The sequence below is a fragment of the Mycobacterium sp. JS623 genome (genome assembly GCF_000328565.1).
GTDB lineage: Bacteria > Actinomycetota > Actinomycetes > Mycobacteriales > Mycobacteriaceae > Mycobacterium.
This window is the reverse complement of record NC_019966.1, coordinates 3384342-3406778: the sequence shown is the minus strand read 5'-3', so window position 1 is coordinate 3406778 and position 22437 is coordinate 3384342. Positions and strand designations below refer to the sequence as shown.

General features: G+C 64.6%; 19 protein-coding genes and 1 pseudogene. 8 read left to right on the top strand and 12 right to left on the bottom strand.

The window, feature by feature from the left end; genetic code table 11:
* Positions 1-7: 7 nt before the first annotated feature.
* Positions 8-3016 (bottom strand): annotated as a pseudogene (locus MYCSM_RS16720) (MMPL/RND family transporter); the annotation flags it as partial.
* Positions 3017-3189: 173 nt separating this feature from the next.
* Positions 3190-3756 (bottom strand): TetR family transcriptional regulator, encoded by a 567-nt coding sequence (locus tag MYCSM_RS16715; protein WP_015307345.1) that lies wholly within the window; start codon positions 3754-3756, stop codon positions 3190-3192.
* A 78-nt stretch (positions 3757-3834) separates the two neighbouring features.
* Here MYCSM_RS16715 and MYCSM_RS16710 point away from each other — a divergent pair, with 78 nt between their 5' ends.
* Both MYCSM_RS16710 and MYCSM_RS16705 read left to right on the top strand, forming a co-directional pair.
* A complete protein-coding gene (locus tag MYCSM_RS16710) occupies positions 3835-4728 on the top strand; it encodes an SDR family oxidoreductase (RefSeq protein WP_015307344.1) in 894 nt (297 codons plus the stop codon).
* Between the two features lie 31 nt (positions 4729-4759).
* Positions 4760-6046, top strand: coding sequence for an HNH endonuclease (locus MYCSM_RS16705; protein WP_015307343.1), 1287 nt, complete (start codon positions 4760-4762; stop codon positions 6044-6046).
* 78 nt (positions 6047-6124) lie between these two features.
* Here the strand turns inward: MYCSM_RS16705 and MYCSM_RS16700 are convergent, their stop codons facing one another.
* From MYCSM_RS16700 to MYCSM_RS16685, 4 genes are read right to left on the bottom strand one after another with little or no spacing between them, the layout of a single operon-like run.
* Positions 6125-7456, bottom strand: coding sequence for an LLM class flavin-dependent oxidoreductase (locus tag MYCSM_RS16700; protein WP_015307342.1), 1332 nt, complete (start codon positions 7454-7456; stop codon positions 6125-6127).
* Positions 7453-8499 (bottom strand): aliphatic sulfonate ABC transporter substrate-binding protein, encoded by a 1047-nt coding sequence (locus MYCSM_RS16695; protein WP_015307341.1) that lies wholly within the window; start codon positions 8497-8499, stop codon positions 7453-7455. Before MYCSM_RS16695 ends, MYCSM_RS16700 begins: the two co-directional genes overlap by 4 nt.
* A 19-nt stretch (positions 8500-8518) precedes the next feature.
* A complete protein-coding gene (locus MYCSM_RS16690) occupies positions 8519-9238 on the bottom strand; it encodes an ABC transporter ATP-binding protein (RefSeq protein WP_015307340.1) in 720 nt (239 codons plus the stop codon).
* Positions 9235-10104, bottom strand: a complete 870-nt coding sequence (locus MYCSM_RS16685; RefSeq protein WP_015307339.1) for an ABC transporter permease — start codon at positions 10102-10104, stop codon at positions 9235-9237. The genes MYCSM_RS16690 and MYCSM_RS16685 overlap by 4 nt, the downstream gene beginning before the upstream one ends.
* A gap of 235 nt (positions 10105-10339) precedes the next feature.
* Between MYCSM_RS16685 and MYCSM_RS16680 the strand changes: the two genes are divergently transcribed.
* Both MYCSM_RS16680 and katG read left to right on the top strand, forming a co-directional pair.
* Complete coding sequence (locus tag MYCSM_RS16680; protein WP_015307338.1) at positions 10340-10780, top strand: Fur family transcriptional regulator; 441 nt, start codon at positions 10340-10342, stop codon at positions 10778-10780.
* A gap of 50 nt (positions 10781-10830) precedes the next feature.
* Positions 10831-13077, top strand: a complete 2247-nt coding sequence (gene katG, locus MYCSM_RS16675; protein ID WP_015307337.1) for a catalase/peroxidase HPI — start codon at positions 10831-10833, stop codon at positions 13075-13077.
* Positions 13078-13131: 54 nt separating this feature from the next.
* On the opposite strand, the gene MYCSM_RS16670 is transcribed toward katG, so the two are convergent.
* The 3 genes from MYCSM_RS16670 to MYCSM_RS16660 all read right to left on the bottom strand — a co-directional run bounded on the left by MYCSM_RS16670 (position 13132) and on the right by MYCSM_RS16660 (position 15914).
* A complete protein-coding gene (locus MYCSM_RS16670; protein WP_015307336.1) occupies positions 13132-13824 on the bottom strand; it encodes an Rv0518 family GDSL lipase in 693 nt (230 codons plus the stop codon).
* 117 nt (positions 13825-13941) lie between these two features.
* Positions 13942-15225: an acyltransferase family protein gene (locus MYCSM_RS16665; RefSeq protein ID WP_015307335.1), complete on the bottom strand. Its 1284-nt coding sequence runs from the start codon at positions 15223-15225 to the stop codon at positions 13942-13944.
* A gap of 110 nt (positions 15226-15335) precedes the next feature.
* A complete protein-coding gene (locus tag MYCSM_RS16660; protein WP_041312219.1) occupies positions 15336-15914 on the bottom strand; it encodes a hypothetical protein in 579 nt (192 codons plus the stop codon).
* A 103-nt stretch (positions 15915-16017) separates the two neighbouring features.
* On the opposite strand from MYCSM_RS16660, the gene MYCSM_RS16655 reads away from it, so the two are divergent.
* From MYCSM_RS16655 to MYCSM_RS16640, 4 genes are all read left to right on the top strand, one after another.
* The gene (locus MYCSM_RS16655) at positions 16018-17304 is read left to right on the top strand and encodes a GTP cyclohydrolase II (RefSeq protein WP_015307334.1); all 1287 of its coding nucleotides are present in this window, start codon (positions 16018-16020) and stop codon (positions 17302-17304) included.
* Positions 17301-18494, top strand: a complete 1194-nt coding sequence (locus tag MYCSM_RS16650; RefSeq protein WP_015307333.1) for a URC4/urg3 family protein — start codon at positions 17301-17303, stop codon at positions 18492-18494. Before MYCSM_RS16655 ends, MYCSM_RS16650 begins: the two co-directional genes overlap by 4 nt.
* Positions 18495-18498: 4 nt before the next feature.
* Positions 18499-19128 carry a uracil phosphoribosyltransferase gene (upp, locus tag MYCSM_RS16645; protein WP_015307332.1) on the top strand — a complete coding sequence of 210 codons (630 nt, stop codon included), beginning with the start codon at positions 18499-18501 and terminating at the stop codon, positions 19126-19128.
* Between the two features lie 329 nt (positions 19129-19457).
* Entirely contained in the window at positions 19458-20117 is a 660-nt protein-coding gene (locus MYCSM_RS16640; protein WP_041312216.1) for an alpha/beta fold hydrolase, read from the top strand.
* Here MYCSM_RS16640 and MYCSM_RS16635 read toward each other — a convergent pair.
* From MYCSM_RS16635 to MYCSM_RS16625, 3 genes are read right to left on the bottom strand one after another with little or no spacing between them, the layout of a single operon-like run.
* The gene (locus MYCSM_RS16635) at positions 20114-20869 is read right to left on the bottom strand and encodes a DUF899 domain-containing protein (RefSeq protein WP_015307329.1); all 756 of its coding nucleotides are present in this window, start codon (positions 20867-20869) and stop codon (positions 20114-20116) included. The two genes, MYCSM_RS16640 and MYCSM_RS16635, sit on opposite strands and share 4 nt — an antisense overlap.
* Positions 20870-20891: 22 nt before the next feature.
* Complete coding sequence (locus tag MYCSM_RS16630) at positions 20892-21611, bottom strand: DUF899 family protein (RefSeq protein WP_015307328.1); 720 nt, start codon at positions 21609-21611, stop codon at positions 20892-20894.
* On the bottom strand, positions 21608-22384 hold the full coding sequence (locus tag MYCSM_RS16625; RefSeq protein ID WP_015307327.1) for an ArsR/SmtB family transcription factor: 777 nt from the start codon (positions 22382-22384) through the stop codon (positions 21608-21610). The genes MYCSM_RS16630 and MYCSM_RS16625 overlap by 4 nt, the downstream gene beginning before the upstream one ends.
* Positions 22385-22437 lie beyond the last annotated feature (53 nt).

Genomic DNA, 22437 nt, shown 5'->3' with positions numbered 1-22437 from the left:
TGAGGTTCTTCGACGGCCACCAGTTGGCCTTACCCACCAGAACTGCCAGCGCGGGCACGGTCACGGTGCGGACCAGGAACGTGTCCAGTAGCAAGCCGACACCGATGATGAAGCCCACCTGGACCATGCCCATGATGCTGCCGAACGTCAGGCCGAACATGCTCGCGGCGAAGATGATGCCTGCCGAAGTGATCACCCCGCCGGTGGCGCCCACCGTTCGGATGACTGCCGTACGCATTCCACGGGACGCCTCGTCGCGGATGCGTGAAATCAACAGCAGGTTGTAGTCCGCGCCGACCGCCACCAGTACGATGAACGCCGTACCGGGCACATTCCACGCGATGTGTTGGCCGAGGATGAACTGGAAGACGACGACGCCGATGCCAAGCGCCGACAAGAACGAGATAGCAACTGAAGCAATGAGATAGAGCGGCGCGACGATGGCTCGCAGTAGCACGATCAGTATCAACAGCACAACCAGGATCGTCATGGTGAGGATGAAGTGCATGTCGTGGTTGTAGTAGTCGCGGATATCCGCATTCACGGCAGGCAATCCGGCGATCGAAATCTTCGCGTCGGCCAGTTCGGTGTTGGGCTGCGCGCTACGTGCCGCGTCCATGAGCTGCGCGACCTGGTCCATCGCCTGCGTCCCGAACGGGTCAAGGTCGGTCTGCACGAGATAGCGCACCGCGTGGCCGTCGGCCGATACGAACATGGTTGCGGCGGTCTTGAATTCGCTGTTGGTCAAGATCTGGGGCGGAATGTAGAAGCCGGCCATCGACGGTTCGCGGGCGTTGTTGCGCATGGCCATCAGGAACGACGAGGCGTCGCCAAGACCTGGTCCCATCTGGCGGACCTGGTCAACCAGTAGCTGTACGCCGTCGGCGAGTTGGCGGCTGGCGTCGGCCAGCGTGTTGGCGCCGTTCTGGAGTTCGGCCAGTTTGCGTTTGATGCCGTCGGGCTTGTCCAGCCCGAGCCTCTGGGCCGCTTCGGTGGCGTCCTCGAGCTTCTGGCGAAGCTCTGTGGCCGTGTTATTGACCGGCTGGGTGCTGTCTACGGTCTGTAATTGATGCGCCAGATCAGATAGTGACTGAAGCGAGCCGTCGTCGTGTGCCGTGATGAGGCGCTGCAATATCGCCCGTGAGTTCTGGCACGCCGGATCAATCGAACAAACCGGGTTGAAGTTCAGCGCGGCCATCATCGGGACCGCCCACCGGTACACGTCGTCGACCTCAGTGAGGTTGACCCCCAACGCATCCCCCATCGCGCGCATGCTCTTGACCAGTCTGGCCGACTGGTCGATGTCCGCGATTGTCGCGTTGGGTCCGTACTTGGCTTGCATTTCGACCAACGCGTTCGTCAGTCCGCTGACGGACGTCATCGCGTCAAGCACACCATTGCGGACGTCGCCGAGGGCGTCCGCGAGCTGGTGTGCACCGCCCGTCAGGCGGTCGAGATCAGCGTCGCGGCTGGAGATCTCGGTCGACGCCTCGGAGAGCTTGTCCCCCACGGCACCGGCCTGGAATGTCGCCTTGGCCTGTTCGAGGGTGTCCCCGGTGGGCCGGGTGATACCGCGTACGGCCGCGATCCCGGGCACTTGGCTTACGCGGCGGGCCATCTGCTCCAGGTCGGCGAGCGCTTTCGGACTGCGCAGATCGCGGGACGACTGAACAAGGATGAACTGCTGGATGCTCGAGTTGACCGGAAAGTGTTGCGCCATCACCGCGTATCCGACGTTGCTGTCGACGTCGGCGGGTAGGTTCTTGCGGTCGTCGTAGTTGAATTTGATCGCGCCGACGCAGCCGGCCAGGATGGCCAGCACGATGAGGCTGGCCACCAGGTGCTGGACGGGACGTTTCACGATCCGGATGCCCGAACGTCGCCAGAGACGGCTGGTGAGTTCGCGTCTGGGCTTGCACAACCCGCGTCGCCCGGCGAGCACGAGCATCGCGGGCAGCAGTGTGATCGATGCGAGAAACCCGACGAGGATGGTGACGGCCAGCGCAGGCCCGATGGTCGAGAACACGCCGAGCTTGGCGAAGGTCATGCCCATGAACGTGATCGCGACCGTGCCTGCGGACGCCGCGATCACCTTGCCGATCGACCCCAGTGCCCGCACCAATGCGACGTCGGATTCTTCGCCCATCCGCAGATACTCGTGGTATCGCGAGATCAGGAAGACCGCGTAATCGGTGCCCGCCCCGAGCATCATCCCGCTTACCAATACCATGGCCTGCGGCGAGATGGTCAAGCCCAACTCGAGGAGCCAGGCGATGAACTGTTGGGCCACGACGAGTGAAATGCCGATCATCACTAGCGGCAGCGCCATGGTGAGCGGGTTGCGGTAGACCAGAAGCAGAATCGTCAAAACCATGAGCGCGGTAGCGATCTCGATCACATGGACGTCGCGTTCGCCGACTGCTGTCATGTCACCGACCGTTGCCGCGGGCCCGGTCAGGTGTGCGGTCAGCGTGGTGCCCGCCGTTGACGCCTTGACGATTTCGACGGCCTTCTTGTACGACTCAGCGGCTGGAGGCGTGGCAAGTTCACCCGCGAGGCCGACGGGTAGGTACCACGCTTTGTGGTCCTTGCTCGTGACCACGTCGCGCAATGCCGGAGTGGTGATGAAGTCCTGGAGCATGACGACCGACTTGTGGTCGGCACGCAGGTTGTCGACGAGCTTGCGGTAGACATCCTCCTGCGCGGGTCCGAGCCCGTTGTCATTGCTCAGCACGACCAACAGGCTGTTCTGCGAGTCCGATTCGTCGAAGGCTTTGATCATCGCGTTGTTGGCGAGCAGAACGGGTGCGTCGGACGGCAGGAACTCTGGCTGCTTCTCCCCCGCGATCTTCGCCAGCGGAGGGAGCAGGACGAACAATACGACGGCCAGTGCAAGCCACAATCCGATGACGACCAGTGGCCGGCGCACGACGAAACATCCGATCCGGCCGAACGAGCCCAGCGAACTCGCCAGGTCGTCAACCTCGGCGCGTCTGGCGGACGTTGGTCCCTGCATCCCCGAGAACAATACTGTGTGGTGACGCGTTTCGAGACGTCAGCAAGTCTGCGAACTGCCTGTGCTGTCAACGGATTTCGATTATCCGGATTGGGCAAACCCGGTGGACCGTTAGCACCCCGCATTGGACTGGCGTAACCGGGCAAAATTCAGTTGTGAGCGACGCCGGGCAGTTACCCGCCGGCGGTCAGTGCCTTCAACTCGTCGAGCGAGTCGCCGATGACTCGGCTAAGATCATTGACCCGTCCTGCGTCCAGCCACCGCATGAAGGCGACTTTGAAGACCGCGATCGCCATCTCCGCGGTGAGGGCCGCGGCCGACGCCGAAACGCCGCGGCGTTGCAGGCCCTCTGCCATCGCAGCGGACAGCGAAGCGAGCTTGATCAACTCCCGTTCCTGTAGGCCGGGGTTGGCGTCGATAACGGCTTGGCGTCGTTGCGCGTGCTCGCGGCGATCCGCAAGCATCTCGCCGACCGCCTGCAGTGCGCCGCGCACCATGTCGATCGGCGATGCCGCATCGGGGGCATCGGCAATCCGCGTCGTCACCAACTCGATCAGCGCGTCCTGCCCCCCGAACAACACTTCCCGTTTATCGGCGAAGTGCCGGAAGAAGGTTCGCTCGGTCAAACGCGCTCGTTCGGCGATCTCCGCGACGGTCGTCTGTTCGAATCCGCGCTCGGTGTAGAGCTCCAGCGCCGCCTGCTCGAGGCGGCCGCGGGCGTTGGGCTCCCACCGGCTCATGCCGCGATCTTAGGGGATGACAGCGACTGTCATCGGCGTTACTGTGATGACAGTAGCTGACATCAATGGGGGGTTCCAATGCGAGTCTTTGTCACCGGTGCGTCCGGCTTCATCGGTTCGGCCGTCGTTTCCGAGCTCATCGCGGCAGGTCATCAAGTCGTCGGCTTGGCGCGCTCGGATTCGTCCGCGCGGGCCCTCGAGGCCGCCGGAGCGCAGGTTCACCGCGGTGATCTCGACAAGGTGGAAAGTCTGCGCGCCGGTGCGGAGCCCGCCGAGGGAGTCATCCACTTGGCGTTCAAGCACGATTTCGCCGACTACGCCGGTGCCGCCGCGCTCGACCGACAAGCCATCAAAACCCTGGGCGCCGTGCTCGCCGGCTCAGACCGTCCGCTCGTCGTCACCTCTGGGCTGGCAGGCTTCCGACTCGGCCGGACGATGACGGAGGACGACGCCGCTTCTCCCGAGTCGCCTCGGTTCTCGGAACAGGCGGCGCTGGAATTCGCCTCGCGCGGAGTGCGTGTGTCGGTGCTGCGGCTGCCGCCGTCGGTGCATGGCGAAGGTGATCACGGCTTCGTCCCACGGTTGATCGACATCGCCCGCGAGAGGGGTGTTGCGGCCTACCCCGGCGACGGCTCCAACCGGTGGCCTGCAGTGCACCGGGTCGATGCGGCTCGACTGTTTCGGTTGGCACTCGAGTCCGCACCCACAGGTGCTCGGTTGCATGCGATCGGCGACGAGGGAGTCCCGGTGCGCGACATCGCCGCCGCCATCGGCCGCCACCTCGGCGTGCCCGTCGCCGCTGTTCCGACCGAAAAGGCGCTTGATCACTTCGGCTGGCTCGGCACGTTCTTCTCGCTGGATGTCCCGGCGTCAAGCGTTCAGACGCGGGAACTGTTGGGGTGGCAGCCGACGCGGCTCGGCTTACTCGACGATTTGGACGAAGGGCATTACTTCCGCGAACGAGCGGCGTGAGGTTGTCGGGCAATGGAGTATGATCGAACGTATGTTCGACGAGAGGGTGTTGGCGGCGGTGGATCCGCACGCCGATGACGCCACTCTGATCGAGCAGATCGCCTGGCTGGAACGGGTGAAGTCGGCTGCGGCGGCGGGCCAGGCGCGGGCGGCGGCGGCGCTGGATGAGAATCGTCGGGCCGCCGAAGCGGCAGCCGGGGTGCCCCCGGCCAAGCAGGGTCAGGGTTTGGCCAGTGAGGTGGCCTTGGCGCGACACGACTCTCCGGTGCGCGGTGGCAAGCATCTGGGCTTGGCCAAGGCGTTGGTGCACGAGATGCCACATACGCTGGCCGCGCTCGAATGCGGCGCCTTGTCGGAGTGGCGCGCAATCTTGATTGCGCGGGAGTCGGCCTGTCTGACCGTGGCCGATCGTCGACTGCTGGATGTCGAATTGTGCGAGGACACTTCGAAACTCGACGGCATGGGCGACGCGCGTATCACCGCCAAGGCGAAGGAGATCGCGGCCAGGTTGGATGCGCAAGCCGTGGTCGATCGGGCGGCAAAAGCTGAGGCGGGCCGGACGGTCACCATCAGGCCCGCGCCGGACTGCATGACGTATGTCACGGTGTTGTTGCCGGTCAGCAAGGGAGTCGGGATCTATGCGGCGCTCAAGCGTGAGGCCGACACCACCTTTGACGACCGAACGCGGGGTCAGGTGATGGCGGACACGATGTTTGAACGGGTGACTGGCCGCCGGGTCGACGAACCGGAATCGGTTTCGCTGAGTCTGGTGATGTCGGATCAGGCGTTGTGGGGGCAGGACAACGCACCGGCGGTCCTCGCGGGATACGGACCGATACCAACGTCGCTCGGACAACGTCTGGTTCGCGATGCGGTCGTGGACAAGCGGTCGTTGGCGACGCTGCGGCGACTATATCGACATCCGAAGAGCGGATCGTTGGTTGCGATGGAGTCGAGATCGCGGTACTTCCCCAAAGGGCTGGCGGCGTTCATCGGGCTTCGCGATCAAACCTGTCGCACACCGTATTGCGACGCGCCGATTCGACACCGCGACCATGCCAATCCACGCAACCGCGGAGGACCGACCAGTGCGAAGAACGGGCTGGGAGCGTGTGAACGTTGCAACTACACCAAGGAAGCTCCGGGCTGGCAGGTGACGGCCGACGACGAGAACGGCACGCATACAGCCGAATTCATCACTCCGACCGGCGCCCGATACCGCTCGACAGCGCCACCGTTGCCCGGCGCGCCGTTGGTCGCGATCAGCGAAGTGGAGGTAAGGATCGCGATCGACCTCGCCGACCTCCACGCCGCCTAGAGGTGAGAATCAGCCGGACCGCAGTTCGTGCGCCTCGCGGTAGACCTGCGCAACCCCTTGATCGACAGGGCGGCCCCGCTAGCCAAGGTGTCGAAACTGATTGTCCGGCACCGGCAATCCATAGTGCTCGCGTAGGGTTGTCCCCGTGTAATCTTCGCGAAACAGTCCTTTTCGTCGCAGGATCGGCAACACGTGGTCGATCAACGTTTCCAGGCCGGACGGTAGCGCGGCGGCCATGATGTTGAATCCGTCTGCCGCGCCACCTTCGAACCACGCGACGATCGTGTCGACGGCCTGGTCTGGCGTGCCGACGAAGGTGAAGTGGCCGCGTCCGCCCCCAAGCCGGGACAGGATCTCGCGGACAGTCAGGCTTTCCCGGTGCGCCAGTTCGATGATCAGGTCTGCCCGGCTCTGTGCGCCTTCGAGGTGCGGGCGCGCCAAAACCGCAGCGGGCAACGGACTGTCGAGCTCGAACTCTGACACGTCGACCTCGAGAATGTTCGACAACTGCCACAGCCCGTATTCCGGAACTCGAAGCTCGTCCAGTTCCCGGGCCAGCTCACGGGCTTCGCGCTCCGTCGAACCGATTACCGGCACGATCCCCGGCAGCACGAGCACGCCGTCGGGATCGCGGCCCGCGGCCTTTGTGCGCGCCTTGATGTCGCCGTAGAAATCGGCGGCACTCTCGTAGGTTTGGTGCGCGGTGAAGATCGCCTCGGCGTGCCGGGCGGCGAAGCTCTTGCCGTCCTCCGATGAACCCGCCTGCACCAGCAACGGATGGCCCTGCGGCGGCCGCTCCACGTTCAGCGGGCCCGCGACCTTGAAGTGGTCGCCGCGGTGGGCGATGGCGTGCAGGCGCGCCGGATCCGCGTAGCGACCCGACGATTTGTCCGCGAGGACAGCGCCGCTTTCCCAGCTGTCCCACAACGCTTTTGCCACAGTCAGAAACTCATCGGCTCGCGCATACCGCGACGCGTGGTCCAGGCGATCATCGAGGCCGAAGTTCGCCGCCTCTTCCGGGGTCGCCGAAGTGACGATATTCCAGCCGGCCCTGCCGCCGCTGACATGATCGACGGACGCAAGCCGCCGTGCCAGGTTGTAAGGCTCGTTGTACGTCGACGACACCGTCGCGATCAGCCCGATCCGCTCGGTGTGTTGCGACAGCGCGGTCAGCAGGGTCAGCGGCTCGAGCTGACCGGGTGGACGGAACTCCCCGGTGCCTGTCAACGACGGACCGTCGGCGAGGAAGACCGAGTCGAACTTCGCGTCTTCCGCCAGCTGCGCCAATTCGATCCAATGCGTCAAGTCGAAGTCGGCCCGTGGATTGCTCTGCGGCAACCGCCACGCCGCCTCATGGTGGCCGGCCTCCATGAGAAACGCGTTGAGATGAAGCTCCCGACGACCGCTCATGTCAGCTTGGAGCTATCGAAGCCGTCGGGCAGCAGGTTGTCGGTGATCTCGGCGAGGTCGACCTTCTTGGCGATCTCACCGGCCTCGAAGAAGGCATCAGACAGATCCTGTTCAGCCTTGATGTCCGCTGGCAGTACCTGAGTGACCTTGAATTGGTAGGCGTCGACCGTCGTGCGCGCATCGTCTTTCGAGATGCCGGTTTCCTTGGCGATGGCCTTGGCGTACTCGTCAGGATTGAGCTGGGCCCAGTTGAAGATTCGAGCGATGCGAGTCAGCACGTCTGCAAGGGCAGCCCGCTTGGTCGCGTCGCTGAGCGACTTCTCGTTGGCGACATAGTAGTTGTTGACCTGGTCGATCGGCGGAATGCCCTTGGCCAGGATGCGCGCACCGTCCTTGACGGCAATCGCGGAAGGCGGGTTCCAGATGGACCAGGCGTCGACCTTGCCGGTGTTGAACGCCGTGGCGCCGGCTGCGGGGCTGAGGTACACGAGCTCCACATCCTTCGGCGTCAGGCCAACACTCTTGAGCACGAGTAGCGCCAGCCCGTGCGCGGAACTGCCCTGCGGGATCGCGATCTTCTTCCCCTTGAGGTCAGCCAGCGTCTGGATCGGCGAGCCCTTCGGCACGATGATGTTCTCGGCGGCCTTGGTGGGGTCGGTGCCGTGCTGCGTGGCGACGATCTTGAAGCCGAATTGCTTTGCCGCACCGGTGATCGGCGGAACCGTGCCCACGTAGCCGAGGTCGATGTCACCGGTCGCAGCGGCCTGCACGAGTGGCGGGCCGTAGTCGAAGCGGGCGAATTTGACCTTGTACGGCGCATCGTCGAACGCACCGGTGACCTTGGCGAGTTCTTCGCTGCCGTCGCCGCCGTTGTCGCCGATGGTGAACGTGTACTGGCTCCACTCGGGGTGGGTCGCGGCTGTCGACCCGCCGGTGCTGCTCAGCGGGGCGGCAGGGCCCTTCGACGTGGAGCAGGCCGCAAGCACGCTCGCCACCGTGAGCAGCACAGCTGCAGAAGTGAGGCGAAAAGGTCTGTGAGACATGACTTCTCCTGTCAGTGGGTTAGTGCTGGCTTGCGAGCCCGAGGTCGGCCAAGAGCGCGGCGCGCAGTTCTTCGCGAGCGATGCTTGCCTCACGGTCAGCGGAGCAGAGGCGGACCGTGTGCGCATCGCCGATGCGCCCGTTGCTCATCACCACGATTCGATCGGCGAGCGCGATCGCTTCGTCGACGTCGTGGGTGACCAGCAGCATGGACGCATGGTGCTGACGCCGAAGTGCGCGCACCAGATCGTGCATTCGCAGCCGAGTGATCGCGTCCAGTGCCGCGAACGGCTCGTCGAGCAGCACCAGCTCGGGCTCCGAAACCAGCGCACGGGCCAATGCGACGCGCTGTGCTTCACCGCCGGAAAGCTGTTTAGGCCAAGCCTTTTCGCGCCCGGCCAGGTTCACTTCCGCGAGCACCGTGCGCGCCCGCTCGTCGGCCTCGGGTCCGCGCAGGCCCAGGGTGACGTTGCGAAGCACGCGCTGCCACGGCAACAACCGGTCGCCCTGAAACACGATCGCGCGCTTGGCGGGGACTTCAATGCGGCCGCCGTCTGGCTTGTCCAACCCGGCCAGTAGACGCAGCAGGGTGCTCTTGCCGCACCCGGACGGCCCGAGGAGGACGACGAGTTCGTCCTCTGCGATCGCCAGGTCGAGGTGGTCCAGGACGACGCGATCTCCGAATCTGCGGACGACCCGGTCGACCAGCACGCCCGTCTGCGTGCGCAATGCGGCGGTCATGGAGCCTCATAGCTGGGACGCCACCGCAGCAGCACCTGCTCGAGGATCCGGACGATCTGGTCGGCGAGAAGACCGAGAACGGAGTAGATCACCAAGCCGACGAACACCTTGTTCGTCTGCAGGTATGTCTGGGCCTGGGTGATCAAGAACCCGAGTCCCTCGTCGGCGTTGACCGTCTCGGCGGCGACCAAGCCCAAAATGCTGTAAGCCAGTGAAAAACGCAGGCCGACAAGGAAACCGGGCAGCGCACCCGGCACGAGCACACGCGTCACGATGCGCCACGACCCTGCGCCCGTGGTGCGGGCCATCTCAATGAGGCGTTGGTCGACGCCACGAATCGCCGCGAAAAGGTTCAGGTACATCGGAACCCCAGCCCCGAACGCGATCAACAAGACCTTCGTCAGCTCGTCGATGCCGAACCACACGACGAACAGCGGCAACACCGCGAGCAGCGGGATCGTGTTGAGGATCTGCGCAACGCCGTTGAACAGATACTCCCCCGTGCGCAGAAACCCGCCAAGGACACCTGTCACCATTCCGATGGCCAGCCCTATGCCGAGACCAATCCCCGCCCGCTGCAACGAAATCGCCAGATCCGGACCGAGCACCCCGTCCTGCCACAGCTCAACGGTCGTGCGCAGGATGTCGGATGGCGCCGGCGCGTATGTCGGCTTGAGGGCTCCCGCGCGGGCGAGCATCTCCCAGAGGATCACGATCGCGACCGGCGTGGTGTAGATCCCCAGCGGCCAGCGCAGCCACCGGTGCACGCTGCCAAGCCGGGCCGGCCGTTGGGCATCGCCGGGCAGAAACACGTCGCGCGGACGCGACGGCGCGCTGGCGGGCGCTGGGGGCGCGAGTAGGGCCATGGCATGCCTTCCATACCGAAGCGATGTGTCGGGGCGCTTTTTCCTTGCGCGCCCGTACGATTCGCGTGCACAAAATGTTGTCAACACCATGTCGCACTCGGGTCGACTGCGGGAGCCATGAAATCGACGCGATTCTTTCTCGGCCGCCGCAATTGGGGCGCGGAGCCGCGACTCGCCGAAAAATCATTCCCGGAAAGACTTGACTGATTCCAGAAAAGGGACAATATTGGGTGCCGTGACGTCCGCACCCGATTACGCGGATCAGCTGCGCGCAGCCGATCTACGCGTGACACGCCCTCGACTGGCGGTGCTGGAAGCGGTCCACGCTCATCAACATGCCGACACAGAGTCGATCTTCGGTGCCGTCCGTGCCGGCTTGCCCGACGTGTCGCGGCAGGCGGTATATGACGTGCTCGCCGCCCTGACCACCGCTGGCCTGGTCCGCCGGATTCAGCCGTCGGGGTCTGTCGCGCGCTACGAGTCGCGGGTCGGCGACAATCACCACCACGTGGTCTGCCGCTCCTGCGGGGTCATCGAAGACATCGACTGTGCGGTCGGCGAGGCCCCGTGCCTCACTCCGTCTGACCACGAGGCCTTGGATGGCTTCGTGCTCGACGAGGCCGAGGTCATCTACTGGGGACTGTGCCCTGATTGTTCGACAGTGAGAAGTTCGTAGATCACGCACCGTGATCGCAGCCCGTAACACCCACCCCCGGAAGGAATGCTGTGTCATCTGATACATCTGGCGCCCGCCCGCCGCACGACGACTCGAATACGGCTAGTCACAGCGAGAGCGAGAACCCGGCGATCGATTCGCCGAAGCCGAAGACGCACGCTCCGCTGACCAATAGGGATTGGTGGCCGGAGCAGGTCGACGTTTCCGTGCTGCACAAGCAGAACGAGAAAGGCAACCCGCTCGGTGAAGACTTCAACTACGCCGAGGAGTTCAAGAAGCTCGACGTCGAAGCGTTCAAGCGCGACGTCATCGAGGTGATCAACACTTCACAGGACTGGTGGCCCGCCGACTACGGCAGCTACGCAGGCCTGTTCATCCGCATGAGCTGGCACGCCGCGGGTACCTACCGCATCTTCGACGGCCGCGGTGGCGCCGGGCAGGGCGCGCAGCGCTTTGCTCCGCTCAACAGCTGGCCCGACAACGCGAACCTGGACAAGGCACGCCGGCTGCTGTGGCCGATCAAGCAGAAGTACGGCAACAAGATCTCCTGGGCCGACCTGATCGCCTACGCCGGAAACGCCGCTCTCGAGTCGGCGGGCTTCAAGACGTTCGGTTTCGCGTTCGGCCGCGAGGACATCTGGGAGCCCGAGGAGATGCTGTGGGGCCAGGAAGACACCTGGCTCGGCACAGATCAGCGCTACGGGGGGACGAACGACTCCGACCGCAAGCTGGCCGAGCCGTTCGGCGCCACCACCATGGGTCTAATTTACGTCAATCCGGAAGGCCCGGAAGGCAAGCCGGATCCCCTCGCCGCCGCGCACGACATCCGCGAGACGTTCGGCCGGATGGCGATGAACGATGAGGAAACCGCCGCGCTCATCGTGGGTGGCCACACCCTCGGCAAGACCCACGGCGCCGGCCCGGACGACGGCATGGGACCTGAACCCGAGGGCGCCCCCATCGAGCAGCAGGGTTTGGGCTGGAAATGCCCGTTCGGCTCCGGCAAGGCCGGTGACACGATCACCAGCGGTCTGGAGGTGGTGTGGACCAACACGCCGACGAAGTGGAGCAACGCCTACCTCGAAATCCTCTACGGCCACGAGTGGGAGCTGACCAAGAGCCCGGCCGGTGCGTGGCAGTTCGAGGCCAAGGACGCCGAGGCGACGATTCCTGACCCGTTCGGCGGCCCCAACCGCAAGCCGACGATGCTCGTCACCGACATCTCCATGCGGGTCGACCCGATTTACGGCGAAATCACCCGGCGTTGGCTCGACCATCCCGAGGAGCTCAACGAGGCGTTCGCCAAGGCGTGGTACAAGCTGATGCACCGCGACATGGGGCCGATCGAGCGCTACCTCGGTCCGTGGGTGGCGGAGCCGCAGCTTTGGCAGGACCCGGTGCCGGCCGTCGATCATCAGTTGATCGATGAGGCTGACATCGCGTCGCTGAAGGCCAAGCTGCTCGACTCCGGCCTGACCGTGCAGCAGTTGGTCAAGACGGCGTGGTCGTCGGCTTCCAATTTCCGCGGCACGGACAAGCGCGGTGGCGCCAACGGCGCACGGATTCGTCTTGAGCCGCAAAAGAACTGGGAGGCGAACGAGCCGTCGGAGCTGGCCCAGGTGCTGCCTGTGCTCGAGAAGATCCAGCAGGACTTCAACCGCTCGGCGACTGGCGGCAAGAAGGTGTCGTTGGCCGACGTGATCGTGCTCGGTGGCTCCGCGGCGGTCGAGAAGGCGGCCCACGACGCCGGCCTCGAGATCGACGTGCACTTCGCGTCCGGTCGCACCGACGCAACGCAAGAGCAGACCGACACGGACTCGTTCGCGGTGCTCGAACCGCGCGCCGACGGGTTCCGTAACTTCTCGCGGCCGGGTGAAAAGGCGCCGCTGGAGCAGCTTTTGGTCGAGCGTGCCTACATGCTCAACCTGACGGCTCCGGAGCTGACGGTGCTGATCGGTGGACTGCGTGCGCTGAACGTGAACCACGGCGGCAGCAAGCACGGCGTGTTCACCGACAAGCCGGGCGTGTTGTCCAACGACTTCTTCGTCAATCTGCTCGACATGAGCACTGAGTGGAAGCCGTCGGAAACGGCGGAGAACGTTTACGAGGGACGCGACCGGGCGTCGGGTGCGGTCAAGTGGACTGCTACCGCGAACGACCTGGTGTTCGGCTCGAACTCCGTGCTTCGTGGTATCGCGGAGGTGTACGCCCAGGACGACAGCAAGGACAAGTTTGTCGAGGACTTCGTCGCCGCATGGGTGAAGGTCATGAACAACGACCGGTTCGACCTGGCCTGATCGATCAAAGACGGCACCCCGCAAGTCAATCCGGCTTGCGGGGTGTTGTTCTTTCTAGATCTGTCGAGTCAGCTGTGCGCCGATCAGTGGCGCGATCTTCTCGGCCATGTAGGCGTGACCCGCATCGGTGGGGTGAACACCGTCCTTGCCGATCAAGTCGGGCCTGCCGACGAACCAGCCCTGCGCGATGGGGTCGATGAACGTTGCGCCCGCGATCCCGGCCTGATACTTCAGCGCATCGCGGATCCGTAGTACCGGATCGGGCGGGTCAGCCGTCGGCCACGGCGGACCGATCACCAGAAACTTCGCGGAAGGTGCTGTGCGCCGCGCCAATTGGAATGTGCCGTAGGCGAGAATCGACAGCTGCGTCGGGTCGACGCCCTGGTCGTTGCGGGAGCCGAAGAACACCACCAGGTCATCGTCGGGCTTGACGGCGTCGGCTGTGAGGTCCTCGAACACGCTGCCGTGATTGCCGCGCGTACCGTAGCCGGCGCCACCTTCGGCTGCCACGTCGGGCGCCACCCGGATGCCGTCGCGCGCGAGCAGTTGCCAGGCTCGGGTAGTCCAGCCATGGGAGCCAAGGCCACCCAGCTCGCCACCCGTCGTGTAGGAATCCCCCACCACGGCGATGCGGTTCAGCGATGAGTCCAACGTCCTTATCTCGTTGTGTCTCACCGGTGTTGGCTGCCCGCTGAACAGCCCAACGAGCAGAGCGATCGCGACGACGAACGTGACCAGACGACTCACCGGAACAGCCTACGGCCCAACTCGCAAGAACGCCGGGGCGGACGAAATTGTGCGCAATGTGTTACGAAATCGCTGCATTGTCATCGCACACAGCGCAATTGGGCTCTGTACCATGCCTCAGCCCGCTCGTGCGGTGACGGAATTCGCAGGCAGCTGCCGCGGGCCATGAATCGGTTGAAGCTTGCTCTGCGCGGGGTCGGGCGCCTCGGAGTGCGGGTCTGCGACGGGAAGTTTTCGTTCCTTGACCATTCTGCGCATCCAGATGCGAGCCGGCTCCTCGACGAACTGGTACAGCAGTACTGCACCGACGAGCGCGACCGCGAACACGCCGACCATGATCAGCTTCGCCGACCAGCCGGGCGTGAGAACGATTTCGAATTGCGCCGTGAACCAGTTCCACGCCGTGTGCACCAGCTCGTGCACCATGTACAGACTGAACGAGATGTATCCGCCGTACACCATGACTCGGGTGGACAGGAGCCGCGGCAGGCTGCCGATGCCGACGGCCAACGTGGCCACCAGCGGCACGAACAGCACATCGACCAGCCCGCTCGAGTCGGACACCTTGGGTATCGGATGCGCATCGAGGAAATAGAGAATGCCGATGATGCCGACGAAGAGGGCAAGCGACAGGTAGCCGGCCAGACGCCGACCTGACTCTGAGAGCTCCATCTTGCGGACCGCTGCGCAGGCCAGTGCGCCCGCGGTGAACTGCATCACGATTCGAGGGAGCCAGCTCCACGGTGTGTAGAAGTGGCCGGTCGCCAGCAGGAGCAGCGCAGGTGGCAGGCACGCGGCCACCGCGAGCCACAGCAGGCCCCTGACCCGCGTTGCCCGGGAGATGCGGAAGACGGCCAGTATCAACACCCCGAACAGCAGATACGCCAGCCACTCTGCGCTGATCGACCAGGCGGGTCCGTCCCAGCTGGATCCGTCGAAGAACGGCTGGAACCAGAGTTGAACAAGCAGGAGCTGGCGGGCATAACTGACCGCGCTGAGCTGGTCTGCGGCCGGTGACGGCAGGTGGCCGACATAGAGCGTGAAAATGATCCAGGCCAACGCGAGGTGAAGGGTCACCACGTAAACGGGCCACACTCGCGCTAGCCGTAGCCACAAGAAATGCAGGGTGGCCTTGATGGAGAACGACTGCCCCATCCGGTCGATGTAGTTCCACGTCAACACGAACCCGCTGAGCATGAAGAAAAGGTCAACGCCTTGTGCGCCGCAATTGATGACCGGGGCGAGTGCGGATCTGAAGCCGGGCGCCGATACCTCGAGCCAAGGCCGGAAGTGAAACAGCACCACCCACACTGCAGCGACGATGCGCAAGCCGGATAGGGCTTTGATCTCTCCGGTGCGCACAAAACTCTTTTCGTGAGGGAGTCTGCTGTTTCGGGTCATGGTGCCAGCGGTTACCTACCGGCGCTTGGCAGAATATCAGCGCGCTCGCCCGATTCGTGCGACCGGAAAGCTGTGCGATTCCTGCGAACCGGCGTGTCGCGGTGGGTCAGCTAAAGCAGTCCGCCGAGTCCGCCGAGTAGCCCGCCGCGTTGATCGTTATTACCCGGCGGCGGCTGATTCGGAAACGGCGTGCGGGTTTCGGGGCTGACGCTGATGGGTGCGCGCGTCGTCGGCGGCGGCATCGTGGCGGGCGGCGCGCTGGCAACGGTGGTCGGCTGCTCTTGCGGCGGCGCCAGCGGTGGCGGTGCAGCGGTCGGTGCCACTACCACCGACGTACTGATCGTGGCCGGCAGGACGGGAACGGGTGGCTCCGTCACGGTCAGTAACGGGGCGGGCATCGCCGAAGACGTCGGCATGGGCATCGTTGTGGGCGACGTGGTGGCGTCGGTCGGCGTGATGATTTGCGGAGCGGGCTGCGCCGGCTGAAGCAGGACAACCGCCGTCGTGATGGCCGCGACTAGAGTTGCTACGACGACGCCGGTGAGCACTATTCGGCGCGACCAGCGGCCCTCGCCGGCGTCGGCTGCGGGCGCGTCAGGACCCTCGTCGTGGCCGTCACCGGCCGAATCATCGACTTCCAGCGGTTCGAACAGGTAGTCGAACCGACCGGAAAGGTCCCCCCGAGGCATGCGCCGATGGTACGCGTACTGTTTGCCATACGTTGTGCATCTGCAAGAACAGCGGCGACGAGGCAGAGTGGATATGCTTGCGCCTTCTTGACGGAGGACGACTATGTCTGCTGAACCCGGCGCCGCGGCGCCGTCGCCTGCCAAGTCGAACGGCGCCTCCGGCCATATCCGCCTGACCTCTCACAGCGGCGGCCTCGACGCTCCGCCCATTCGCTGGGGCGCGCCGACGGCGGCCGAGCGCGGACCGCTTATCGGCACCACCACCAAACGCGCCCATCGCAACGTGATTGGCACACACAGCGGGTCCTACAGCGTGTACCGGGCCTTGGCAGTGGCCGCAGGGGCGTTGTCGCGTCAGCACAAGGCAGACCTCACCGACACGTCCCCCACTGACGTCATCGGCCCGTACCCGCAGTGGAGTGACCCCGGCAAGATCGTCAGCCTCGACCCGTGGGGCGCGATGGTGGCCGACGTGTTCGCCGCCGATCTGGCCGCTGGCTATGACATCCGCCCGACCATCGCGATCACCAAGGCGCATGTGATCGTCCCCGAGGTCATCGACGCCGTTCAGAAGGGACGCCTGGTCCCCGACGGCCGGATCCTGCTGCCCAACGGCGCGGCGCTTGTCACCAAGGCGGCTGTCGAGCCCGTCTGGCACCTGCCCGGGGTTGCGCACCGATTCGGCTGCAGCGAGACGGATCTGCGTCGGGTGCTGTTCGAAGAGACCGGCGGCATGTACCCCGAACTCGTCACGCGCTCCGACCTCGAGGTGTTCCTCCCGCCGATCGGCGGGCAGACGATCTACATCTTCGGCAGCGGCCGCGACTTGGGTGATCCCAGTGTGGAATTGACCGCGCGTGTGCACGACGAGTGCAACGGCTCGGACGTGTTCGGATCTGACATCTGCACCTGCCGCCCCTATCTGACGCATGCGATCGAGGAATGCATCCAGGGCGCGCAGCGCGGAGGCGTCGGTCTGGTGGCCTACTCCCGTAAGGAAGGCCGCGCCCTGGGCGAGGTGACCAAATTCCTCGTCTACAACGCCCGCAAGCGCCAAGTCGGCGGCGACACCGCCGAGGCCTACTTCGCCCGCACCGAGTGCGTGGCCGGCGTGCAGGACATGCGCTTCCAGGAATTGATGCCCGACGTGCTGCATTGGTTGGGCATCCGCAAGATCCACCGCCTGGTCTCGATGAGCAACATGAAGTACGACGCGATCACCGCTTCGGGAATCGAGGTCGGCGAGCGGGTGAACATCCCGGATGCGTTGATCCCGCCGGACGCGCGGGTCGAGATCGACGCCAAGATGGCCGCCGGGTACTTCACCCCTGGGCCGGTGCCCGACATCGAAGAACTGCGCAAGGTCAAGGGCCGGGGGCTCGACGGGTGAGCGTGGTCAGCGCCCATCTCGAGCATGACACCAGTGAGCCGGCCGGCGCAGCGGCGGCGCTACGGACCACGACCGCGATCCGTGAACGCGCACAGTTTCTGTTGAGTCGCGCGCGGGCGGGCGAGTCCCCGTGGTTCGTCGTCGACGACTCGTCACTGGCTAAGGCGGCGGCCGAAGTCGCCGACCTGACCCTGGCCCGCTACCCAGATCTGCGCATCCCGTTTCACGGCCGCTGGCGTCATTTCGAGGCTGGCGGCGTGGACCGCAAGGCAGAACTCGACGCGCGAGCCAGAGTCGATCTGACCGTGGTCAGCGTGCTTCTCGACGCAGGCGCGGGGCCGGATTGGTCCTACCGGGAAGCCTCCACCGGACAGCGCTTCAGCCGATCCGAGGGATTGGGCGTGGCGAGCTGGCATGCCTTCTGCAGTGGATTGTTTTCCGGGGATCTGGCGCAGCCGTTGCAGGCGGACGCGGCGGGCCTGCACAGTCTGACGGCCGGGCGGCTGGCCGAGGCGTTTCAGTGTGGACCCGCGAATCCGCTTGTGGGCCTGGACGGCCGCGTGTCGGTCCTGCATAGGCTTGGTGATGCCCTGGGTCCGCAGGGCAGGCCCAGTGATCTCTTCGACCTCACAGAAGGGAGTCGGATTTCCGCACACGACATTCTCAGTCGGCTGCTCGCCTCGCTGTCAGGAATCTGGTTGGCGGACAACAGTATTGGTGATGAGGCGCTCGGCGATTGCTGGCGCCATGACGCCGTCGGCGGGCCGGGGCTGACGCAGGGTTGGATGCCGTTCCACAAGCTGTCGCAGTGGCTGACGTACTCGCTACTGGAGCCCTTCGAATGGGCAGGGGTGCGTGTCGAGGACCTGGATGCGTTGACGGGACTGCCGGAATACCGCAATGGCGGGCTGCTACTCGACACGGCTGTGTTGCGTCTGCGCGACCCGGCGTGGGCGGCACGGGCCTGGAACGTCGGCCATGAACTGGTGGTGGAGTGGCGAGCCCTGACGGTGGCGCTCCTCGACGAACTGGCCCCGCTGGTGCGCGAGCACCTGGGCGTGGATGCGGAGCAGATGCCGTTGGCGTGCGTGCTCGAAGGCGGAACATGGGCGGCGGGCCGCGCGATCGCCGCGCGCATGCGGGACGGTCGTCCGCCGCTGTCTGTGGTAAGCGACGGGACGGTTTTCTGAGGCCATGGCCGCCGTACACCTGATCGACCACCCACTGGTCCAGCACAAGCTCACACTAATGCGTCGAAAAGACGCCTCCACCAATAGTTTTCGCCTGCTTTTGCATGAGCTCTCGGCCCTGATGGCCTACGAGGTGCTCAGGGACATGCCGATGCACGAAATCGAGATCGAAACTCCGTTGGAAAGCACCACCGGAATGGTTATCGACGGCAAGAAGCTGGTGTTCGTATCGATCCTGCGGGCAGGCAGCGGAATTTTGGACGGCATGCTGACCGTGGTGCCCGGGGCCCGCGTCGGGCACATCGGCCTGTATCGCGACCCCAAAACACTTGTTGCCGTTGAGTATTACTTCAAGATGCCCGGCGAGCTCGAAGAACGTGACGTGGTGGTGGTCGATCCGATGCTGGCCACCGGTAACTCAGCCGTGGCGGCGGTGGACCGGCTGAAGGAATGCGGCCCGAAGTCGATCAAGTTCGTCTGTCTGCTGACCTGTCCCGAAGGGTTGGAGGCCATGCAGACCGCTCATCCCGATGTGCCGATCTACACGGCCGCAATTGATCGTCAGCTCGACGAGCACGGCTACATCCTGCCTGGCCTCGGCGACGCCGGGGACCGCATCTTCGGCACCAAATAACCCCTAATCCCCTAACGTCGCGCACTCCCATATGCCCTGGGTGCGCCGTTCGCGCAGGGGCACACGACCCGTTTTGGCCGATCGGGCAGCTCCATACCGTGGCTTCCACACGAGTACATCGCCATCGCGAAAGGAGTTGGAGTCATGGCGCACTGTCGATACTGCAATCATTTCAGGTTGACCCGGATGGCAGGCCCTGGTGCCTGGCTCCTGGAATGCGGCCACACCTACCTGCCGCTACCCAGCGAGGCGCAGACCTGGGCGGCCTACACGCAGGAGGCGCGCCGCCCACGGGGTTAGTGGCGGCGTCGGGTGGGCAGTCTGCGGATATGCGGACGGTTGAGTATGCCCCGGGGAGAGCGGTCGACTTGTTCGGCGAAGCAGGACCTGCAGTTTTGATGTGGCACGGCGCGCAGACCGATGCCCGCAGCTCGATGCGACCGCTTGCCGAACTGGTCGCCGGCCACGGCCTCATGGTGGCGGTGCCGGATTGGGACTCGCACGCGGCGGATGGCGGGCGGAGTGATCTGCTCGGATCGGTTGAATTCACCCGCGAACGCCTCGGCTCGGGTGGCCTCATTCTCGTCGGTTGGTCGCTAGGTGGTGCCGCCGCTGCCGGGTTGGCCATCACTGCTGAGCGGCTCAATGTGCCCGTTGCACATACCATTTGCCTTGCGGGCGCGTTTATTGCGCGCAATGCGATCACGGGCGCACCGCTGCCGACCAAACTGCCGCCGAAGCCCTCGCCGTTCACCCTGCTGCACGGCTCTGCAGACGATGTGGTGCGGCCCGAGGTGAGTCGGTCCTTCGCGGCGACGCTTGAGGACAACGGGTGGCCGCTCGAATACGTCGAGCTGGCCGCCGATCACGGATCGATCGCCGGCGCCACGTATGACCGCGCTCGCGATCGCTACGTGGCTGCAGATGATCCCGAAACGTTGGCGGTGGCCACCGATGTGGCGACGCGGATCGCCGCGGTCGTCACCTAACCGTCCTTGAGGGGCGGGCGTTGATCGTTCGGGTCGTTCGGGTCGGGGTCGCCGAACCATCGCCACGGTGTGTGCTCGGCGTAGGTGTCGTGCCAGTTCCACCATTCGTACGGCGGCGTCTGCGGATAACCCACCGGTGAGTCTTCCCACTCCTCTTGGCGGCCAAGGGCAGTCATGTCCAGGAGGTTCCAGGTGTTGACAAACACCTCATCGCCGCGGCCGTTGATGAAGTACGTTTTGAACACCCTGTCGCCAGCCCCGTCATTCCAGCGGATGAACGCCGTCGTGCCGTGCCACTCGTCGACACCGAAGTCCTTGGCGAAATCGTCGGTCATCGTGTACCACGGGATGTGCTGCCAGCCCATCTTCGCCTTCATCCGTTCGAGCTCGGGCTGCGATGCGAGGGAGGCGTAGACGAATGTGGTGTTCCGAGCATTGAGGTGGGCAAGGTTGGGCACATGGTCGGCCATCAAAGAGCAACCCGTGCAGCCATGTTCGGGCCAGTCACCCGTGCCGGGTTCGATGAATGCGCGGTAGACGATCAGTTGGCGTCTGCCGTCGAACAGGTCGAGCAGGCTCGCCTTGCCATCGGGGCCGTCGAATGTGTACTGCCGTTCGACCGGCGTCCATGGCATTCGGCGGCGCTGCGCGGCCAACGCGTCGCGCGCCCGCTGCACTTCCTTTTCTTTTACGAGCATCTCCTTGAGCGCCGCGTCCCATTCTTGCGCCGAAACAATCGGTGGTGTTTGCATTTGCCTTGTCTCCCTTCGCTAGTCAGCTCAGCGCGTCGGAGCGACCCGCTTCGAGGCGGGACCACTGGGCGATCGGTCGTCCATTCATGCGCACGCGTTCATTGTTGTTCGAGATTGGTCGTATCGGCCAGCCGGGTGGTGAGTCCTCCCACTCCTCCTGGCGTCCGTACGCGCTGAGGTCCATCAGCGCGAAGCTGTAGTCCATGGCTTCGACGCCGCGGTAGTTCGTCCAGTAGGTCTCGAACACGCGGTCGCCGTCCCGGAGGTAGCACACAATGTGCATCAGGTTCTTCTGGCGTCCGACGAGAAGCGTGTCGAGCGAGTCTTGCGCCGAGTACCAGGGCATCTCCCAACCCATGAAGTCGCGGTAGCGACTGCTCTCGTCGAACGGACCCTGGCAGAACACCGCGTAGGTAATGTCGCGGGAATGTAGGTAGGACAACTCGGCGACATGGGTGGTGCACCATGTGCAGCCTTCGCACTGTTCCGGGGCGGGATGGCCGGTGTGCCACATGAAGTAGTACGCGATCAATTGCGAGCGGCCTTCGCACGCGTCGAGCAGTGTGACTGATCCGGCGGGCCCGACCAGCGGCGTCGTCGCGTCCACTTCGACCATCGGCAGTCGTCGGCGCGCCGCGGCGATCGCGTCTCCCTCTCGCGTATGCGCCTTTTCGCGGACCCGCAGCGCGTCAAGCTCGTTTTGGAAGGTCGTCCGGTCAGCCACCCGGGGCATCGCGGTCATGACTGTTCGAGGGCGGTCTTGAGGTTGGAGAGCTTCCATGGCCAGCCGCCGGAGATCAGGCCGAGCACCGTGCTGTCCGGGCCGAAGTCGTCGTGGATGACGGTGAGCTTGACCATGTCGCCCTCGGGTTCGAGGTCGAACGACACCTTCGAGCGTCGTTCGGCCGCGCAGGTGGCGACCGTCTTCTCGTCGAGTTGTTCGACGGCAGTGGCTAGTTCGGGGACGAACGTGTGGAAGGTGAAGGCGAGCCGGCGATACGGGTCGGATTCGAGGATCACCTGCTCGGGGTGTTCGATCTTGAGTCCGTGGTCCTCCCAGGCGTATGTCGACCCCTTCTGGAAGTCGGACACCATCGCGTGGCCCATGTAGCGGTGCGAGAACGCGGGGTCCGTTATTGCCTGCCACAACTTTTCCGGCGTGGTCCGGATGTAGGTGGTGTAGACGAATTCTCCACTGCTGCTCATTGATTCGGTCTCCAATGCTGTTTTCAAGTCCGCGAGTGCCTGTACTCGCGGACGGTCGTACTGAGTGATCCAGCGATCGGCGATCGCATTGATCGGTTCTGCGTTGAGGTAGTGCAGCTTTTCCCTCCCCCGCCACACGGTGGTGACCAGGTTGGCTGCTTCGAGGACGGCAAGATGCTTGCTGACCGACTGCCGCGCCATCGACAATCGCGCGCACAACTCCTGCAGGTTCTGCCCGTTGCGCGCATTGAGGCTGTCGAGCAGAAGACGTCGGCTCGGGTCAGCCAGCGCCCTGAATACCTCGTCCATCTCTTCCGTTTCCTTGATATGCAGCTGATTGGCTGCATATCGGACTATATGCA

What these genes read in the sequence shown, in the direction of transcription:
- MYCSM_RS16660 (WP_041312219.1), bottom strand. Translation starts at nt 15,914, where the DNA reads ATGCCTCGGGGGGACCTTTCCGGTCGGTTCGACTACCTGTTCGAACCG.
- MYCSM_RS16700 (WP_015307342.1), bottom strand. Translation starts at nt 7,456, where the DNA reads ATGAGCGGTCGTCGGGAGCTTCATCTCAACGCGTTTCTCATGGAGGCC.
- MYCSM_RS16695 (WP_015307341.1), bottom strand. Translation starts at nt 8,499, where the DNA reads ATGTCTCACAGACCTTTTCGCCTCACTTCTGCAGCTGTGCTGCTCACG.
- MYCSM_RS16640 (WP_041312216.1), top strand. Translation starts at nt 19,458, where the DNA reads ATGCGGACGGTTGAGTATGCCCCGGGGAGAGCGGTCGACTTGTTCGGC.
- MYCSM_RS16685 (WP_015307339.1), bottom strand. Translation starts at nt 10,104, where the DNA reads ATGGCCCTACTCGCGCCCCCAGCGCCCGCCAGCGCGCCGTCGCGTCCG.
- MYCSM_RS16715 (WP_015307345.1), bottom strand. Translation starts at nt 3,756, where the DNA reads ATGAGCCGGTGGGAGCCCAACGCCCGCGGCCGCCTCGAGCAGGCGGCG.
- MYCSM_RS16665 (WP_015307335.1), bottom strand. Translation starts at nt 15,225, where the DNA reads ATGACCCGAAACAGCAGACTCCCTCACGAAAAGAGTTTTGTGCGCACC.
- MYCSM_RS16625 (WP_015307327.1), bottom strand. Translation starts at nt 22,384, where the DNA reads ATGGACGAGGTATTCAGGGCGCTGGCTGACCCGAGCCGACGTCTTCTG.
- MYCSM_RS16635 (WP_015307329.1), bottom strand. Translation starts at nt 20,869, where the DNA reads ATGCAAACACCACCGATTGTTTCGGCGCAAGAATGGGACGCGGCGCTC.
- MYCSM_RS16630 (WP_015307328.1), bottom strand. Translation starts at nt 21,611, where the DNA reads ATGACCGCGATGCCCCGGGTGGCTGACCGGACGACCTTCCAAAACGAG.
- upp (WP_015307332.1), top strand. Translation starts at nt 18,499, where the DNA reads ATGGCCGCCGTACACCTGATCGACCACCCACTGGTCCAGCACAAGCTC.
- MYCSM_RS16705 (WP_015307343.1), top strand. Translation starts at nt 4,760, where the DNA reads ATGTTCGACGAGAGGGTGTTGGCGGCGGTGGATCCGCACGCCGATGAC.
- MYCSM_RS16690 (WP_015307340.1), bottom strand. Translation starts at nt 9,238, where the DNA reads ATGACCGCCGCATTGCGCACGCAGACGGGCGTGCTGGTCGACCGGGTC.
- MYCSM_RS16710 (WP_015307344.1), top strand. Translation starts at nt 3,835, where the DNA reads ATGCGAGTCTTTGTCACCGGTGCGTCCGGCTTCATCGGTTCGGCCGTC.
- MYCSM_RS16655 (WP_015307334.1), top strand. Translation starts at nt 16,018, where the DNA reads ATGTCTGCTGAACCCGGCGCCGCGGCGCCGTCGCCTGCCAAGTCGAAC.